Consider the following 15,604-nt stretch of genomic DNA (forward strand, 5'->3'; position numbering starts at 1 on the left):
CGCGTCGCTGGCCGGCTCGCCGGGTCGTGGATGTTCTATAATCGCACACGTGACACGGGTAGATAGCGAGATGATCGGTCGTCGAGTGGCTGAAGCTCGTGTCCGGGCTGGGTTGACACAGTTTGATCTTGCGCGCGTCGTTGGTCTCGATCGCAGTGCGCTGGCCAAGGTGGAAACCGGCGGTCGCCGAGTCAGTGCGTTGGAGCTGGCGCGTATCGCGGAGGAGACCGGCGAGGCGTTTGAGTGGTTTGTGACTGATCCGCCGCCTGCAATCGTCTCCTACCGTATTGGGGTGGGCGCGCCCGCGACGTCCTCCATCGATCGCCTCATCGAGCAGGTGGCCAGGGACGTCGAACTCGTCCAGAGTCTTGGGGTGCTCGATGTCATTGAATTCGAGCCGTTCGATCAACCGGCCGACGTCGCCCAAGCAGAGAGCCTGGCGGCGACGGCGCGAACGACGCTGGGCCTTGATCCGGCAGGCCCGATCACTGACCTCGTTACTCCTCTCGCTGACTTCGGTCTATTCGCCTTCGCTCACAATCTGGGAGTCGACGCGCCGGATTCAGCAACCACGCTGTTGCACCGTGGCGGAGTGAGCGTCGTAAACTCGGATCGGGCAGTCGGGCGTCGCAGGTTGGCTTTGGCTCATGAGCTTGGGCACTACTTGCTCGCTGACGAATACACGGTCGATTGGCGGGTAGGGGCGTGGCCTGATTCCCAAAGGACTGAGTGGCTCATTGATGTGTTCGCGCGCGCATTTTTGTTGCCTGTGGATTCTTTGAGGTCACGCTGGGCTGATCTTAGAGCGCGTGAATCTATACGTGAGTCTGCGGTGCGCGCTGCGAGCGAATTTCGCGTCGACATGTCTACTCTGGCGGCCCGGCTGTCGGAACTGAATCTAGCTGACCAGGAAGAATTATCGCTCGTTCGTGCTGTGACAACGACGCGCGCCGACATCATCGAGCACGACCTGCTCGTGGCACACGATCTGGAAGGCACGTCCCTGCCTCGGCGCTATGAGAAGGCCGTCCTTGCTCTATACCGCTCCGAGCGAATCAGTGTGGGCCGGACGGCCGAATTGCTGAGAGGTACGGTCGATGAGGCAGCGCTCCCGCAGCTCCCTCCGGTGCACGAGAGCGAGATTTGGAAGTTCGTGTCTTGAGCGATGCCTATGTATTCGACACGGGGCCGCTAAGTCACTTCGCCGAAGCTGGCTGGCTTAAAATTCTTCAGGCTTTGGCCGGGGATCGGCTCGTGTTGATCCCGGAGGTCGTGCGAACGGAGGTCTCGGAGGCCACGCACCTGTATCCATTTCTGACCCAGATATTAGACGCGGACTGGATTAAGACCGACCGTAGCGACGATGTCGAACTTATTGTGGCTCACGCTCGATATACGGCGCGGTTGGCCAGTGGCAGAAAGAATCTAGGTGAATGCGGTGTGTTGGCGCTCGCCGAGGTGCGGCATCAAATCGCTATTATCGACGACCGTGTCGCACGTGAGGCTGGCGAGGAGTACGGTGTCGAGATCAAAGGAACCCTTGCGTTGATGTGTGACGGGATTCGGCAAGGAATGCTTACCGTCCCGCTGGTATCCAGGATCGCGGACGACCTCTTGGCAACGGAGTATCGCCTCCCATTGCGGCCGGGTCAGTTCGAATCGTGGGCGCGCGACGAGGGCTGGATTTGATCGACGAAAGCGAGGCATCATCTTGGCCCCGCGGAGGCCGGGCAGGTGTCACGACCTACCGAGATCGGGCTCGTTGGCCGGCGCGTCGGGCTGGGCAAGGTCGGCAAGTGCGGTTTGCAGTGTGGTGACCTGGTCAGTGAGGTTCAAGTAGGCCCTCGCTACCTCCACGGCATTGCGGCCCCCTGTTCGCGGAAAGCGCGAACCGGGGGCCGTTTCGGTTGTCTGCTCCGGGGGCCGAGCCCCCGGAAACCCCGCATCACGGTGGTGCGGTGGGCGGGTTGGTTTTGCTTACCTCGGCTTCACGGTGGTGCGGTGGGCGGGTTGGTTTTGCTTACCTCGGCTTCACGGTGGTGCGGCGGGCGGTTTCGTTTTGCTTACCCCGGCCTCGTGGTGGGCGCGGCGGGCGGTTGGGTCGCGGCTGGCCCGCGTCGCGCTTCGGCCGCGTCAGGAGGGAAGGACGGACACGTCGTATTTCTGGATGTGCGCGTCGCGCGTGACGAGGGTCAGGTGTTCTACCTTGGCCTGGGCGATGAGCATCCGATCGAACGGGTCTCGGTGGATCAGCGGTAGCCGTTCTGCGACGAGGGCGTGCTCGGCGGTGATGTTCAGATGCCGGAAGCCGCTGTCACGGATGCGTTCAGGGAGATCGGCCGGTTTCTCGAGTTTGCCGAGCGACTGCTTGATGGCTACTTCCCAGATCGTCGCCGGGCTGATGTAGACGTCCGGTTCATGATCGAGGCGTTCCTTGATCTCGGCGGAGAGCGTGGGGTCGTCCGTGAGCCACCACAGCACGACGTGCGTGTCGAGGAGCAGGCTCATCCGAGGCCGAAATCATGCGCGATCGACTCGTTCACCTCGGTGGAGTCCCAGTCGTCTGCTACGACGAGTTGACCGGCGAGGGAGCCTCTACCGATCCTGTCGACCCTGCGGTTGAGCGGGACCACCTTGGCGACGGGTGTGCCGGCCCGGCTGATGATGATCTCTTCGCCGTGCTCGACGCGGTCGATGATCCGCGAGAGGTTCGTCTTCGCGTCGTGGATGTTGAACTGGAGGAGGGCGGGAGCCTGCGCGTCCGCACCGAGGAGCCGGGCAAGGCGAGCGTCACCGGGACCGAAGTGTCGAGCTGGTCGAGCCAGACGTCCCCGTACAGCGGCGATGTGACCTTCTATCTCTCCGGGACGGTGTCGGCTGCCGGAGGGCAGATCTCGTTCGTACCCCAGTGAGATCGAGGCCCGATGAGAATGGATGACCGGATGCCGCCGATGGACGGGGTCTTCACTCGCCATCGGTGGCGCTCTCGTTTGCGGGACCGGTGACCGCTCCAGGCGCTGGGCGGCGGCGGGCCGGGGTCGTCGGTGGGAACGGCCGTGGGCGGGGAGCGCCGCTGGGCCGGCCGGACAGAGTCGGTTGCCTATATGGACGGTCAGGTAATCGTCTTCACTGGACTGTCGAGAGGGTCATCTATGCTGCGGGCGATGCGACGGATCGACATCGGTCTTGTTGCCTGTCGTCGCCATGGGGGCTTGTCATGATCAGATCTGTTCTTGTCCGGCTTGGTGGCGTGCTCACCGCCGGGCTGCTGATGGCGGCAGGGATGGCCGCGCCCGCGGCCGCCGTAGCCGCAGCCGGAAACGTCGGCGGCGTCTACACCGACCACACGGGGACACCGATCGTCGATGCCTGGGTGGTCGTCTGGGGCGCCGAGGACGGTTCCTATCTCGCCGGGTCGAACACCGATGCCGAGGGCCGCTACAGCCTGGCCGACGTGCCGGCGGGCCCGGTGAAGCTGTCGTTCCAGAGCGAGTCGCTGATCCAGTGGGCGCCGGGGGTGCTCAGCCAGGAGGACGCGCAGGTCTACCAGGTTCCCGCCGACGGGACGCTCACCGTCGACGAGCGGCGGCGGCCCGCGGGTGCCGTCGAGGGTGTCGTCACCGGCGCCGACGGTGCGCCGGCGGCCTGGGTGCAGGTGGACGTCCGGGATCTGGCCGGGGACTCGCACGCCTCGGCCTACACCGACGACGCCGGGCGGTACCGGCTCAGCGTCTGGGCGGGGGACCACCACGTGGGCTTCGGGCCGGATGCCGCGAAGCAGTGGGTGCCGGGGGCGGCCCGCGAGGAGGACGCCGACACGATCACCGTGGCGGCCGGGGCCACCGTTCGGGTCGACGAGACGCTGCTGCCGACCGGGACGTTCCGGGGGCGGCTCACCGCTGTCGACGGGAGCCCGCTGATCTCGGTCGAGGTGCTGCTGTATGCGGGGGAGCGGCGCATCTACGGCGGTTTCACCGACGACAACGGTGACTACTCGTTCCCGGTTCTGCCCGGTGACTACGTCGTCGGGTTCCAGGCCGGATCCCACGGCGCGGAGCAGTACATCCCGGGGGCGGTGGACCGGTCCAAGGCCAGGGTCTACACGATCGCGGCCGGGCAGACGATCGTCGCCGACGACTCGGTGCTGAAACCCGCCTCCTTCTCGGGGCGGCTGGTCGGCGCGGACGGCAAGGCGAAGGCGGACTTCCAGGTCTACGTCACGTCGGCCGACGATCAGCAGAGCTACGGCACCACGACCGGGTCCGACGGCACCTGGCGGATCGACGACGTCCAGCCGGGCGACTACCAGGTCTCGTTCAGCAACCCGTCGGGTGCGCGTACCCAGTGGGCGTACGGCAAGACCAGCCGCGAGGCCGCCGACCTGATCGCCGTCGGTGCCGGGGCGGAGGTCACCGTGGACGAGACGTGGCTGACCGGCGCGACGCTGCAGGTCAAGGCGGTCGACGAGGTCACCGGTGTCGCGGTCGACGACTTCTGCGTCCAGGTCCAGGCGGCCGGCGGATTCGACCAGGGCTGTGCCACCGGCGGGACGGCCACCGTGACCGACCTGACGCCGGGAGCGGCCCTCATCGACGTCGTACCGGGTGAGACCACCTACTTCCTGCGGGACCGGGAGAACCCGGTCACGCTGGTCACCGGCCAGACCGCCACGATGACGGTCCCGCTGGCCAAGGGCGGCAAGGTGTCGTTCTCCGCCAGTGACCGGGCCACCGGCCGGCCGGTGGCGGAGACCTGCTTCGCGCTGATGACGAACGGCCGGGGCGGCCTGCCGGACGGGTACGGCGACTGCACCGAGTCGCAGGGCACGTCGATCAGCGGCGCCGTCGCCCCCGGGACGTACGAGGTCTTCGCCATCGCCCCGGACAGCTACGGCCACCAGTGGATCGGAACGGCCGGCGGCACCGGGGATCAGAGGGCGGCGGCCCGGATAGTCGTCACGGCCGACCGGACCGTGGCGGCCCCGGCCGCGCGGCTCGACCCGGCCGGTTCGATCACCGGTGTGGTGACGGGTTCGAACGGCGCCCCGATCGAGGACGCCGATGTCTCGTTCACCGCCTGGGGCTTCGGCCCCGGCCCCATCCACAGCGTGAACACCGACGGCCGGGGCCGGTACACGATCGGCAAACTCGGACCGTACGCGTGGCCGCTCTCGTTCACCGCGTCCGGTCACCCGCGTCAGTGGTCGGGCACCGTCGGCAACCGCTTCAAGGCCGTGCACATCCCGGTCACCGTGGGCGCCCCGGCGACCTACGGCATCAGGCTGAGCGCGGGCTCGACGGTGAAGGGCAAGGTCACCATCCCGGCCGGACTTCCGGCGACCGGCTGGCGGCTCACCGTGGTCAACGCGGTGACCGGCGACCAGATGGCCGACTTCGACAGCTACGGCCAGGGCCCCGGCGGGACGTACCGCATGCCGGTGATCGGCGGTCAGCCGGTCAAGATCAGCTGGTTGGCCACCGGGGAGAACGACGTCCTCAAGACCGGGTGGTACGACCACGCGACCGACCAGGACTCGGCGACCCGGGTGGGTGTTCCGGCCTCCGGCACGAAGCGTGTCGACGTGACGCTCGGCTGACACCGGCACCGACGTGGAACGCCCCGGGCTCCGCTGAGCCCGGGGCGTTCCGTCGTCAGTAGGAGCCGGCGCTCTGGAAGTGGTTCCAGGCGCCGCACGGCGAGTCGTAGCGGCCCTCGATGTAGCCGAGACCCCACTCGATCTGGGTGGCCGGGCTGATCCGCCAGTCCGAGCCGGCCGAGGACATCTTGGAGCCGGGGTAGGCCTGGGGGATGCCGTAGGCGCCGGAACTGGGGTTGGTGGCCTTGTAGTTCCAGCCGCTCTCGTGGTCCCACAGTTTGTTCAGGCAGGAGAACTCGCCGAATCCGAAACCGGCCTTGATCATCAGGGCGCAGCCGATCTCACGGCTGCCGCTGAAGCTCTTGCAGGCGGCCGGGATCGTGCCGGTGTAGGGCACCGGGCCGGTCAGGGCGGCACGCGCGGCCGCCGCCTTCTTCTCGGCGGTGTCCCGCTTCTGTGCGGCGTCGAGCTTGCGGGCGTCCGCCGCGGCCGTCTTGGCCATACTCGACGCCTTCAGGGCGGCGGTCTGCTCGGACTCGGCCCGGGCCGCGCGGTCCGCGGCATGCTTCGCCTTCCGCTGTACCGCGGCCTCTTCGGCGGCGAGCACCGCCTGCCGGGCCTCGGCGGACGACCGCTCGCGGGCGTCGCTCTGCTGTGCCAGCTGAAAACCGCCGGCCGCGCCGGCCAGTAGCAGCGTCACCGACGCGACGCGCGCGCCGACGGCCTGGAAACGTTGCGGTCGAGTCACCGGGGGTCCCTTCGACAGCCATGGATCGTCTTCGGGGAGTGCGACGGTCCACCGGCAGATCGCTGTGCAGTGAAGTGGGACGGATCATACGCGTGGGACTCGTGTGCGAGAGGTGCCGGTGGTGGGACGGACTGGCTTGACCCCCGCCACCAATACATACTTGTCGATGCTTCGTGTCGGGGGCGAAGTGGGGAGCCGGGCAGCCCCCGTGCTGAAGCGCCCCGTCCCCACGATCCCCCGCAAGGAATCCCCGATGAGAACGAAAGTCAAGGCCCTGCTCGCCGCCCTCGCCATGCTGACGGCGACGGCAGTGGCCGCCGTCGCCCTGCCACAACCCGCCTCCGCGGCCGCGCTGACCGAGGTCACCGGCTTCGGGGCCAACCCGAGCAACCTGCGGATGTACCTTTACGTCCCGGACAACCCGGCACCCCGGCCGGGACTGCTCGTGGCCGTCCACTACTGCACCGGCACCGGGCCGGCCTTCCACAGCGGATCCCAGTTCGCCTCGCTGGCCGACCGGTACGGCTACATCGTCATCTACCCGTCGGTGACCCGGAGCAGCCAGTGCTTCGACGTCGCCTCCCCGCAGGCGCTGACCCGTGGCGGCGGCAGTGACCCGGTCGGCATCAAGTCGATGATCGACTACGTACGGGCCCGCTACCCGATCGACGCCGACCGGATCGTCGCGACCGGTGTCTCCAGCGGCGCGATGATGACGAACGTGCTGCTGGGCCTCTATCCCGACGTCTTCAGTGCGGGGTCGGCCTTCGCCGGGGTGCCGTTCGGCTGCTTCGCCACGACCAACGGCTCCGAATGGAACAGCGACTGCGCCAACGGCCTGGTCACGAAGACCCCGCAGCAGTGGGGCGATCTGGTCCGCAACGCCTACCCGGGTTACAGCGGCCGCCGCCCGCGTATGCAGACCTGGCACGGCACCAATGACGAGGTGCTGCGATACCCCAACTTCGGTGAGCAGATCGACCAGTGGACCAACGTCCACGGCCTCACCCAGACGCCGTCGTTCACCGACACCCCGCAGAGCGGATACACCCGCACCCGGTACGGCGGCACCGGTGACACCGCCCCGGTCGAGGCGATCAGCATGAACGGTGTCAGCCACAACCTCCCGGTCGACGCCGCCGCGGCCGTGCACTTCCTCGGACTCGACACCACGTCGCCGTCACCGTCATCACCGGGGCCGTCGTCACCGGGGCCGTCGTCGCCCGCGCCGTCGTCACCGGCCCCGACCGGTGGCTGCCGGGTCGGCTACACGGTCAACTCCTGGGGCGCGGGCTTCACCGCGTCGGTCACCGTCACCAACACCGGCACCGCCGGCGTCAACGGCTGGACGCTGCGGTTCACCCTGCCGGCCGGGCAGACCGTGACCAACGCGTGGAACGCCGCGGTCAGCCCGTCCAACGGGGCGGTCGCCGCCACGAACGTCTCCTACAACGGCACGATCGCGGCCGGTGGGTCGCAGACCTTCGGTTTCCAGGCCACCCACACCGGCAGCGCGGCCAGGCCCACCGCGTTCACACTCAACGGCGCGAACTGCGCCGTCGTCTGACGAGCCGGGGATGAGGCAGGGTTCCCCACCTCTGCCTCATCCCCGAATCGCCGGCGGGTAGCCGTACGACTAAGGAAGCTCGAAAGGAAGTTTGATGCCCGCCAGGGCGTCCTTGCAGGCGCAGGCGCGCTCGGCCGGAAGCTTGACCACCGCGTCCAGAAGGACCTCGCGCAGGCGGGCCGTGTTCTCGGCGAAGACCGCGAAGACCTCGTCCTGGGTGACGCCGTGATCGCCCTCGACGCCCGCGTCCAGATCGGTGACCAGGGCGATCGCCGTGTAGCAGAGCGCCAGCTCCCGGGCCAGGACCGCTTCCGGGTGACCGGTCATGTTCACGATCGTGCCGCCGATCGCGGTGAACCACCGGGACTCGGCGCGGGTCGAGAAGCGCGGGCCCTCGACGACGACCATGGTCCCGCCGTCGACGGCGCTCACCCGCTCGGCGGAATCCAGGACCGTGGCGCGGCCGACCGGACAATACGGGTCGGCGAACGACACGTGCACCGCACCGGAGTCGTAGAAGGTCTGCTCGCGGCCGCTGGTGCGGTCGATCAGCTGGTCCGGGACCACGAACGTGCCGGGGCCCAGCTCAGGGCGCAGCCCACCGACCGCGCACGGGGCGATGATCTGCCGGACACCGAGCGACCGCAGCGCCCACAGATTGGCCCGGTAGGGAATCCGGTGCGGGGGAAACCGGTGGTCACGGCCGTGCCGGGGCAGGAACGCCACCCGGCGCCCGCCGACATCGGCCACCGTGACCCGGTCCGAGGGCGAACCGTACGGGGTGTCGACCTCGTGTTCAGTGGCGTTCTCGAGGAGCGCATACAGCCCCGATCCGCCGATGACGCCGATCTCTGCTGCCGTAGGTGGCGGGTTCATGTCCAGACCTTATCCGCGGCCGGAATCGCAAGCTAATGTGCGAGTCATGGCTACGTCGAGCGGACGGCGGTAATCAGGTGTTCGGTGAGCAGCAGCGGATCGGAGGCCGGTCGGTGGAGTCGATGACCGGTCAGCTGCTCGTCGCCACGCCCACCCTCAAGGACCCCAACTTCGACCGTACGGTCGTGCTGCTGGTGGCCCACGAGACGGGCGGCGCCCTGGGGGTCGTGCTGAACCGCGCGACCGAGGTCCCGGTGGCCGAGGTGCTCGGCACCTGGGGCGAGCTCGCCGGTGACCCCGCGGTCCTCTTCGAGGGCGGCCCGGTGCAGCCCGAGTCGGCGATCTGCCTGGCCCGGACCAAACCCGAGGTGAAGAAGCGGCTGTCCGGTTTCCATCCGGTCAGTGGCGCGCTCGGCACCCTCGACCTCTCCGCCGACCCGGAGCGGATGCGCGAGAGCGTCGCCGGCATCCGGGTCTTCGCCGGCTACTCGGGCTGGTCGGCGGGGCAGCTGGAGGAGGAGATCGCGTCCGGTTCGTGGTTCGTCTTCGACGCGCTGCCCGGCGATCCGTTCGTGGAGCGCCCGGATGATCTCTGGGCGATGGTCCTGCGGCGCCAGGGGGACATCCTGGCCGCGGTCGCCCATTTCCCCCCGGATGTCTCCCTGAACTGAGGGGGGTGCCGCAGGGAGGGTCAGAAGGGTGTGTAGTATTTCCAGCGTGCCCGGGGGAAACGCCGGGGACGCTAAAGCAGTAAGAGCAGGTCAGTAAGGGGCTGTGGCGCAGCTGGTAGCGCACCACACTGGCAGTGTGGGGGTCAGGGGTTCGAGTCCCCTCAGCTCCACCCTTACGAACGCCCGGACTCAGTCCGGGCGTTTCTTGCATTTGCGCTCCCACCGGCCGGCCTCACTGAGGTTCTCCGGGCGGCTCTCCGTCTCGAATGGATACGCGCCGCGATCGACGTACGGCGTTGATCGGCTTCCGCCCATCGGGCGCGCCGGATTCGGTGATCGACTCCCGTTCGCCGGGCGCATCGGAGTCGGGGAGAAACCGGCGCATGGGATTCGGGGGGAAACCGGCGCATCGGAGTCGGGGAGAAACCGGCACACCGGCGTTCGGGGAAAGAAGTAGGGACCCGTGCCGCTACGGGGGGAACGGCACGGGCCGGACGTAACGATAACCGTCGTTTCGGGCAGATGCGAGGGTTTAGCGGCGATCCATCGGAATCACACAGGAAACCGGTCGTGTCAGGACGGTCCGTCCGGGGTCATCGCCAGGTGACGCTTGCTGATCAGCGACTGCATCTGCGTGACCAGCTCCCGCGGGGTGAGCGGCTTCGGCAGATAGCCGTCGGCACCCGCGCCCAGGCCCGCGTCGACGTCGTAGGTGTGGCTGTTGCCGGAGACCATCAGGATCGCGATGTCGCGGATCGCCGGGGTGTTGCGGGCCAGCCGGCACAGTTCCATGCCGTTCATGGAGGGCATCCGCACATCGGTGATCATGCCGACCGGCTTGGCGACGGTCAGGATGCGGGCGGCGGTGTTGCCGTCCTTCGCGCCGAGGGTCCGGTAGCCGGCCGACTCCAGTGTCACGGAGAGAAGGTCGCGAACATCGCTGTCGTCGTCGGCGATCAGGATCAGGTTCTGGTTCATCGGGGTTCCTCCTCGTGTCGTCTGCCAGATCGGCCGGATCCTCCAGGGCTCCGAGTGCCGTTGCGTTGCCGGCCGGGTGCGGCGAACGCCCCTGTCCACAGAGGGCAGGGGCGTTCGGTGATCGGGTCAGGACTTCACGGTGGCGGTCTTCGTCGAGGTGATGAACGCCTTGAGGGTGACCGACAGCTCCCAGCCGCCCCCCTCGCCTTGGCCGAGCTGGGCGGTCTCGATGAGCAGGGCCCGCGGTTGCTCGGTCTGAAGGTGTTTCACCAGATTGAGGATCCGGTCGACACTCTGACCCTCGATGCTGAGGGTGATCGGCAGTTGGGTCACCGCGTCGGTCGACTTCGACGGCACCTCGGTGGTCGCGCCGTAACCGCTGACCTCGACCTTGTACTTGGCACCGAGACTCTGTAGTTGCTTCAGGAATTCCGGGATCCGGTTGGTCGAGTTGCGGTGCGGGATGGCCTGCTGGTTGGTGAGCAGCGTCTTCTTGTACTGGTTGATCTTCTTGAGTTCCGCCTTCAGCTCGGCGAGCCTCTTCTGCTCCTTGATCAGCTGAGTCTGCGTGTCGCCGGTGTCGGCGTTGACGGCGTCGATCGCGGTGTACTGCGGTTTGATCAGCATGAACCAGCCGCCCGCGACGAGCAGGAGGGTCAGGGCGAGGCCGCCGAAGAGCCAGATCTGATCCATGCGGCGCGCGGTCATCACTTGCCTCCACTCGGGCACTTGGTGGTGAAGCGGCCGCAGAGCGCCTTGTAGGTGACAGCCACGGTGGCTGTGAAGGAGTAGTGGTTCAACGTCTTGTCCTTGTTGGCATTCGTGACGAACGGATTCGTCACGTGTTGGAGGCTGCCAAGCTTGTTGACGAAGTCGGCGATCACACGCTTGTCCTTGGCCGTACCGGAGATGTTCAGCGTGCCGATCACTCCGCTGGTGTCCTGGGCACCTTCGGTCTTCTCCGCGAGACTGGCGTTGAGCTCGGTGAGAGTCACCTTCTCCTTGCGAGCCTCTTCTCTGATCAGATTGATCAGATTGGTCCAGGACAGGTCGTCGGCGAGCACCGCGGTCAGTTCGGTCTTCAGCGTCTCGCCGCCGTCCTGGTACTCGACGAGGGCCCGGAACTCGTCGGTCTTCTGGGCCGCCCGGGTGTCGGTCAAGTCCTGGAACGTCGCCTCGTAGTCCTGATCGGCGGTTTCCTTGGCGACTGTCGTCTGCCAGTACCAGGCGCCGACGGCCGCCACCACGAGGAGGACCACGAACACGATCAGCGAACGGATCCGCCGGGACCGCCGGCCGTCCCGGATCTCCGGTGGCAGCAGGTCGGCGCGGATGGTGAGGATCCGGGCCGCTTGCTGCGGCGAGACCGACGGGTCCACGGGCATCAGCGCTGTGGTGGTCATCGGGTCGCTCCGAGGGTGAGGCCGATCGACACCGCGGCCGATGGCACGAAACTGTCGAATCCACGCTCGCGCGCCTTGCGGGTGTCGCGGAGGCGGGAGGCGTTGTCGGCGTACATCACCGCGACGCCGAGCTGCTCCTGCAGGTGCTCGGCGAGGCCGGGCATCAGGGCGCTGCCGCCGCAGAGCAGGATCCGGGTGACCTGCTTCTGGCGCTCGCCGGAGGCCAGGTACGTGAACGAGCTGCGCAGTTCGCTGGAGAGCGGGCGGACCGCGTCCACCAGGGCGGCCACGGTGTCCGGGTTGCCGTCGCCGTGCAGGCCGTACCGGCATTTCAGCGCCTCGGCCCCGGCGGTGTCCATGCCCAGGCGGGTGGCGATGTTGTCGGTGATCTCGGCGCCACCGCGCGGGAGGGTGCGGACGAACAGCGGCTCGCCGTCCGCGTGCACCACGACGCTGGTGATGTTGGCGCCGATGTCCACGATCGCCTCGACCTGGGCGTCCAGCCGGGAGGCGGAGCGCAGCATGGCGAACGAGGCGAGGTCGACGCCGACCACTTTGAGGCCGGCCTTCTGCACCGCCTGGACCATGGTGAGCACCGCGTCCTTGGGCATGGCGATCAGCAGGCCGCGAACGGTCGGATTGTCGCCGGGCTGCTCGAGCGGGTAGAAGTCGAGCAGCGAGCGCTCGACCGCGAGCGGCAGCTGCTCCTTGACCTGGAACGGCAGGGCCTGGCGCATCTGGCTCTGCGGCAGGTTCGCCACGGACGTCTCGCGGACCACCAGCTGCGGGTTGGTGACCGCGAGGGTGACCTTCTTGCCGGCGAACTTGCTGGCGTTCCAGAGCTGCTTGAGGGCGGTGGTGACGGTGCCCGGGTCCTGCACCACGCCGGCCGAGACGATGCCCGGCTCGAGGGGGAACTGGCCGAAGTTGAGAAGGGTGAAGTCGTCCTTGCTGCGCCGGACTTCCACGGCCCGGATGGAGGACGAGCCGATGTCGAGCCCGATCGGCGTTGAGCCAGCCATCGGTGTTCCTTCCTTCTGGTAGCGGAGCAGGCGGTGTGGTTCAGGCGGTGGGGAGGAGCAGGTTCGTGTACCAGCCGGCGAGCGGTGCCGCCGCGAAGACCGCGAGGAAGGCGCCGGCCAGCATGTAGGGCCCGAACGGGATGCGGCTCTTGCGGGAGGCCAGCTTCAGCGCGATCAGCATCCCGCCGACGACGCCGCCGAGCAGGAAGCCGGCGAGTGCGCCGACCGCGACCGCGCCCCAGCCGAGCCAGCCGAGGTAGAAGCCGAGCAGGGGGGCCAGCTTCACGTCACCGCCGCCCATGCCCCAGATCGCGAGCACCCGGTAGAGCAGGTAGAGCAGACCGGCGGCGAGGAACCCGCGGAGCAGGTCAGCCGGGTCGCCGGCGGTCAGCGAGACCGGGACGAGCAGGGCGGCGGCCACGGCGTACGAGGGAAGAACGATCTTGTCGGGAAGGCGCATCACGTCGAGGTCGATCATCGCCAGGGCGATCGCGACGGCGGCGAGATAGAGGTACGCCGGAAGTTCCCAGGACCAGCCGAAGCGGGCCGCGACGGCGACGAACAGTGCCGCGGTGCCGGCTTCGACCAGCGGGTAGCGGGCGCTGATCCGGGTGCCGCAGTCGGCGCACCGGCCGCGGAGCATCAGCCAGCCGACGACCGGGACGTTGTGCCGGTTCCGGACCGGGTTGGCGCACTGCGGGCAGTGCGAGCCCGGGTGGATCAGCGACTCATCGCGGGGCACCCGGTGGATCACGACGTTCAGGAACGATCCGATGGCGAGCCCGAGGAGGGCCACGATGCCGAACAGCGGGATCTCGGGCATGGCTGGTCTCCTCCTTGGTCGTCGCCGGGAATGGGGTTCCGGGTGGCGCCGATGTCGACGCCACCCGGGTCAGTGCGTCAGGCCGCGCAGTCGGACAACTTGAGCGCGGTGGCGGCGGCCTTGACGGAGCCACCGTCCAGGCTGTTGTAGACGTACCACTTGCCGCTGCCGCCGGTGTTGTTGGCGCAGATCAGGTAGTGGGCCGGAACGGCGCCGGCGGTGGCGACGAACACGTAGCCCAGCTGGGTCTTGTCGGACAGGGTGATGGTGGCGATGGCGGGGGCGGTGCCCAGCTCCAGCTTGCCGACGGTGCCGGCGGCGTTGGCCTCGCTCTTGGTGGCCGGGTAGGCGTTGCCGTTGCTGGTGTAGTACTGCTCCACCGCGCTGATCGCGCCGCGGACGTCCGACTGGGCCGACTTGTCAGCCGCGCCCTGGCGGTAGTTGAGGTACACCGGCACGGCGATCGCGACCAGGACGCCGATGATGACGACCACGACCAGGAGCTCGATGAGGGTGAAGCCCTCGTCGTTCTTCTTGCCGGCGCGGAGTCGGGTGATGGTGTCGTGCAGCTGCATGGGGTTGCCTCCGAGGCATGGGGTGGGGTGGAGAAGGCGCGGGCTCGGGTGCCCGGTGGTGCTCCGGCCGTCGGGAGTCGGCCGGGGGAATTGCGGGTGTTACCTGGCGGAGTCGTCAGCCCTGGATGCTCTGGCCGATGGTGAACATCGGCAGGTAGAGGCAGATGACCATGCCACCGACCACGGTGCCCATGACGACGACCATGATCGGCTCGATCGAGGCGGTCAGTGACTCGGCTGCGGCGTCGACTTCTCGGTCATAGAAGTCGGCAACCTTGTCGAGCATCTGACTGATCTGACCGCTCTCTTCCCCGACCTCGATCATCTGGGTGACCATGGTCGGGAAGATCGGGTGATGACGCAGTGCCGAGGACATCGGGTTGCCGTCACGGACCGTCGCCTGGACGTCCTTCATGGCGGCGTTGATGACCTCGTTGCCGGTGGTCTCGCCGACCACCGCGAGGGCCTGCATGACCGGGACGCCGACGTTCAGCAGCAGGCCGAGGTTGCGGGCGAAACGGCTCATGGCCAGCTTGCGCAGCAGCGGACCGAAGACCGGCAGACGCATCTTGATCTGGTCGACCCGGAGCCGGAACTCCGCGCTCGACCGGATCTTGCGCTTGTAGAACACGGCCGTGGCGATGCCGCTGCCGAGGAACAGCGGCCCCAGCCAGCCCATGTTGTTGCTGGCCGTGACCAGGAACTGGGTCGGCGCGGGTAGTTCGCCGCCGAGGCTTTTGAACATCCCCTCGAAGATCGGGACGATGAAGATGAGTACGCCGGCGATCATCACGAACGTGAAGCCGAGCACGATGGCCGGATAGGTCAGTGCAGCCTTGATCTTGCCGCGGAGCGCGGTGTCCTTCTCAAGGCTCTCGGCGATCTGCTCGAGAGCCTTGTCGATCATGCCGCCGGTCTCGCCGGCCCGGATCATGGCGATCATGAGGCGCGGGAAGGCGCGGTCGTGCTTCGCCATCGAGGCGGACAGGCCCGCGCCGGTGGCGACGTCGGTGCGTACCTCGCCGATCGCCTTCTTCAGCGGCAGCGAGGAGGTCTGTTCCTCCAGGATCGACAGTGACCGCAGCAGCGACATGCCGGAGGAGGTCATGGTGGCGAACTGCCGCGCGAAGACCGCGAGGTCCTTGAGCTTGACGCGGTTCCCCATGCCGGGGATCTTGATCTCCATCTGGAGACCCTGACCCGCCTCGATCAGGTCGAGCGGGACCTCGCCGCGCTGGCGCAGCATGTGGGTGGCGGCAGCCTCGGTGGGCGCCTCGATCGTGCCTTTGGCCTTCTTACCGGAGGCATCGATCGCGTGATAAGTGAAAGTCTTGGTCGCTGACAT

At 67.8% G+C, this 15,604-nt stretch carries 16 protein-coding genes and 1 tRNA gene; 6 read left to right on the forward strand and 11 right to left on the reverse strand.

What is annotated here, in order from left to right; all coding sequences use genetic code 11:
- Positions 1-49: 49 nt before the first annotated feature.
- Positions 50-1,162, forward strand: a complete 1,113-nt coding sequence (locus BC793_RS22550) for a helix-turn-helix domain-containing protein (RefSeq protein WP_203896350.1) — start codon at positions 50-52, stop codon at positions 1,160-1,162.
- A complete protein-coding gene (locus BC793_RS22555; RefSeq protein WP_109595349.1) occupies positions 1,159-1,689 on the forward strand; it encodes a PIN domain-containing protein in 531 nt (176 codons plus the stop codon). Before BC793_RS22550 ends, BC793_RS22555 begins: the two co-directional genes overlap by 4 nt.
- A 444-nt stretch (positions 1,690-2,133) precedes the next feature.
- Here the strand turns inward: BC793_RS22555 and BC793_RS22560 are convergent, their stop codons facing one another.
- Complete coding sequence (locus BC793_RS22560) at positions 2,134-2,508, reverse strand: type II toxin-antitoxin system VapC family toxin (protein WP_109595350.1); 375 nt, start codon at positions 2,506-2,508, stop codon at positions 2,134-2,136.
- On the reverse strand, positions 2,505-2,729 hold the full coding sequence (locus BC793_RS22565; RefSeq protein ID WP_109595812.1) for a type II toxin-antitoxin system Phd/YefM family antitoxin: 225 nt from the start codon (positions 2,727-2,729) through the stop codon (positions 2,505-2,507). Before BC793_RS22565 ends, BC793_RS22560 begins: the two co-directional genes overlap by 4 nt.
- A gap of 488 nt (positions 2,730-3,217) precedes the next feature.
- On the opposite strand from BC793_RS22565, the gene BC793_RS22570 reads away from it, so the two are divergent.
- A complete protein-coding gene (locus tag BC793_RS22570) occupies positions 3,218-5,596 on the forward strand; it encodes a carboxypeptidase-like regulatory domain-containing protein (protein ID WP_146246388.1) in 2,379 nt (792 codons plus the stop codon).
- A gap of 55 nt (positions 5,597-5,651) precedes the next feature.
- Here the strand turns inward: BC793_RS22570 and BC793_RS22575 are convergent, their stop codons facing one another.
- Positions 5,652-6,344 carry an aggregation-promoting factor C-terminal-like domain-containing protein gene (locus BC793_RS22575; RefSeq protein WP_203896349.1) on the reverse strand — a complete coding sequence of 231 codons (693 nt, stop codon included), beginning with the start codon at positions 6,342-6,344 and terminating at the stop codon, positions 5,652-5,654.
- Positions 6,345-6,597: 253 nt separating this feature from the next.
- Between BC793_RS22575 and BC793_RS22580 the strand changes: the two genes are divergently transcribed.
- Entirely contained in the window at positions 6,598-7,911 is a 1,314-nt protein-coding gene (locus BC793_RS22580) for an extracellular catalytic domain type 1 short-chain-length polyhydroxyalkanoate depolymerase (RefSeq protein WP_109595356.1), read from the forward strand.
- A gap of 69 nt (positions 7,912-7,980) precedes the next feature.
- Here BC793_RS22580 and BC793_RS22585 read toward each other — a convergent pair whose 3' ends face one another.
- Entirely contained in the window at positions 7,981-8,787 is an 807-nt protein-coding gene (locus tag BC793_RS22585) for an S-methyl-5'-thioadenosine phosphorylase (RefSeq protein WP_109595358.1), read from the reverse strand.
- A gap of 122 nt (positions 8,788-8,909) precedes the next feature.
- On the opposite strand from BC793_RS22585, the gene BC793_RS22590 reads away from it, so the two are divergent.
- Together BC793_RS22590 and BC793_RS22595 are read left to right on the forward strand one after the other, a co-directional pair.
- Positions 8,910-9,458 carry a YqgE/AlgH family protein gene (locus BC793_RS22590; protein WP_170167265.1) on the forward strand — a complete coding sequence of 183 codons (549 nt, stop codon included), beginning with the start codon at positions 8,910-8,912 and terminating at the stop codon, positions 9,456-9,458.
- Between the two features lie 97 nt (positions 9,459-9,555).
- Positions 9,556-9,628, forward strand: a tRNA-Ala gene (locus tag BC793_RS22595).
- A 403-nt stretch (positions 9,629-10,031) separates the two neighbouring features.
- Here BC793_RS22595 and BC793_RS22600 read toward each other — a convergent pair.
- The 7 genes from BC793_RS22600 to BC793_RS22630 form a co-directional block, all read right to left on the reverse strand.
- Positions 10,032-10,436 carry a response regulator gene (locus BC793_RS22600; RefSeq protein WP_109595360.1) on the reverse strand — a complete coding sequence of 135 codons (405 nt, stop codon included), beginning with the start codon at positions 10,434-10,436 and terminating at the stop codon, positions 10,032-10,034.
- Between the two features lie 126 nt (positions 10,437-10,562).
- Positions 10,563-11,144: a type 4a pilus biogenesis protein PilO gene (gene pilO / locus BC793_RS22605; protein WP_109595362.1), complete on the reverse strand. Its 582-nt coding sequence runs from the start codon at positions 11,142-11,144 to the stop codon at positions 10,563-10,565.
- Positions 11,144-11,839, reverse strand: a complete 696-nt coding sequence (locus BC793_RS22610) for a PilN domain-containing protein (protein ID WP_109595364.1) — start codon at positions 11,837-11,839, stop codon at positions 11,144-11,146. Before BC793_RS22610 ends, pilO begins: the two co-directional genes overlap by 1 nt.
- Positions 11,836-12,861: a type IV pilus assembly protein PilM gene (gene pilM, locus BC793_RS22615; protein WP_109595366.1), complete on the reverse strand. Its 1,026-nt coding sequence runs from the start codon at positions 12,859-12,861 to the stop codon at positions 11,836-11,838. Before pilM ends, BC793_RS22610 begins: the two co-directional genes overlap by 4 nt.
- 40 nt (positions 12,862-12,901) lie before the next feature.
- Entirely contained in the window at positions 12,902-13,684 is a 783-nt protein-coding gene (locus BC793_RS22620) for a prepilin peptidase (protein WP_109595368.1), read from the reverse strand.
- Between the two features lie 77 nt (positions 13,685-13,761).
- Positions 13,762-14,259, reverse strand: coding sequence for a type II secretion system protein (locus tag BC793_RS22625; protein ID WP_109595370.1), 498 nt, complete (start codon positions 14,257-14,259; stop codon positions 13,762-13,764).
- A gap of 115 nt (positions 14,260-14,374) precedes the next feature.
- Positions 14,375-15,604 (reverse strand): type II secretion system F family protein, encoded by a 1,230-nt coding sequence (locus BC793_RS22630; RefSeq protein ID WP_109595372.1) that lies wholly within the window; start codon positions 15,602-15,604, stop codon positions 14,375-14,377.

It is taken from the genome of Actinoplanes xinjiangensis (assembly GCF_003148685.1).
Classification (GTDB): Bacteria; Actinomycetota; Actinomycetes; order Mycobacteriales; family Micromonosporaceae; genus Actinoplanes; species Actinoplanes xinjiangensis.

What these genes read in the sequence shown, in the direction of transcription:
- BC793_RS22630 (WP_109595372.1), bottom strand. Translation starts at nt 15,604, where the DNA reads ATGTCAGCGACCAAGACTTTCACTTATCACGCGATCGATGCCTCCGGT.
- BC793_RS22620 (WP_109595368.1), bottom strand. Translation starts at nt 13,684, where the DNA reads ATGCCCGAGATCCCGCTGTTCGGCATCGTGGCCCTCCTCGGGCTCGCC.
- BC793_RS22590 (WP_170167265.1), top strand. Translation starts at nt 8,910, where the DNA reads ATGACCGGTCAGCTGCTCGTCGCCACGCCCACCCTCAAGGACCCCAAC.
- BC793_RS22570 (WP_146246388.1), top strand. Translation starts at nt 3,218, where the DNA reads ATGATCAGATCTGTTCTTGTCCGGCTTGGTGGCGTGCTCACCGCCGGG.
- BC793_RS22600 (WP_109595360.1), bottom strand. Translation starts at nt 10,436, where the DNA reads ATGAACCAGAACCTGATCCTGATCGCCGACGACGACAGCGATGTTCGC.
- BC793_RS22560 (WP_109595350.1), bottom strand. Translation starts at nt 2,508, where the DNA reads ATGAGCCTGCTCCTCGACACGCACGTCGTGCTGTGGTGGCTCACGGAC.
- pilO (WP_109595362.1), bottom strand. Translation starts at nt 11,144, where the DNA reads ATGACCGCGCGCCGCATGGATCAGATCTGGCTCTTCGGCGGCCTCGCC.
- BC793_RS22580 (WP_109595356.1), top strand. Translation starts at nt 6,598, where the DNA reads ATGAGAACGAAAGTCAAGGCCCTGCTCGCCGCCCTCGCCATGCTGACG.
- BC793_RS22610 (WP_109595364.1), bottom strand. Translation starts at nt 11,839, where the DNA reads ATGACCACCACAGCGCTGATGCCCGTGGACCCGTCGGTCTCGCCGCAG.
- BC793_RS22585 (WP_109595358.1), bottom strand. Translation starts at nt 8,787, where the DNA reads ATGAACCCGCCACCTACGGCAGCAGAGATCGGCGTCATCGGCGGATCG.
- BC793_RS22625 (WP_109595370.1), bottom strand. Translation starts at nt 14,259, where the DNA reads ATGCAGCTGCACGACACCATCACCCGACTCCGCGCCGGCAAGAAGAAC.
- pilM (WP_109595366.1), bottom strand. Translation starts at nt 12,861, where the DNA reads ATGGCTGGCTCAACGCCGATCGGGCTCGACATCGGCTCGTCCTCCATC.